This window comes from Streptomyces sp. NRRL WC-3618, from assembly GCF_001280005.1.
Lineage (GTDB): Bacteria > Actinomycetota > Actinomycetes > Streptomycetales > Streptomycetaceae > Streptomyces.
In genome coordinates, this window is sequence record NZ_LGDW01000277.1 from 1 (window position 1) to 649 (window position 649).

The 649-nt window shown below is 72.0% G+C and carries 1 pseudogene; it reads left to right on the top strand.

Annotated features, from left to right (window positions below):
• Positions 1-649, top strand: a pseudogene (locus tag ADL01_RS42415) (transposase); the annotation flags it as partial.

The window sequence follows — 649 nt, forward strand, 5'->3', positions numbered from 1 at the left end:
AGTACGGCCCCTACCCGGTGAAGCTGCGGGACCGGTTCGAGGGAGTGATCTGGCGTTTCCGGTCCGGCGCTCAGTGGCGGGAGATGCCCGGGGAGTTCGCCCCTGGCCCACCGTCTACGGCCGTTTCCGGGTCTGGCGGGACGCGGGAGTCTTCGCCGCGCTGCTGGAAGGGCTGATCGCCGAGGCCGCCCGGCGGGGGAAGACGGACCTGTCGCTGGTCAGCGTGGATTCCACGACCGCCCGGGCGCATCACGATGCCGCCGGGATGCGCATCGATCCCGAGGTCATGGAGGCACTGGAGGAAGCCGTGCGGGAACAGGAACAGGCCCGGCAAAAGGGGCCGGCCCAGGGGGACAGAACGGACAGGATGCCGGAGACGACTGCGGCCGGGAAGAGCGGCGACGCGTCCGGCGCCGACGCGGAGCCCGCCTGGAACAGGCCCTGCTCGGCAGATCCAGAGGTGGCCTGACCTGCAAGGTCCATCTCGCGTCCGACCGCAGGTGCCGCCCGCTGTCGATCGTGGTGACCGCCGGACAGGCCGCCGACAGCACGCAGTTCGTCCCGGTCCTGAAGAAGGTCCGTGTCCGGCTGCCCGTCGGGCGCCCGCGCACCCGGCCCGCCGCCGTGGCCGGGGACAAGGCGTACTCCT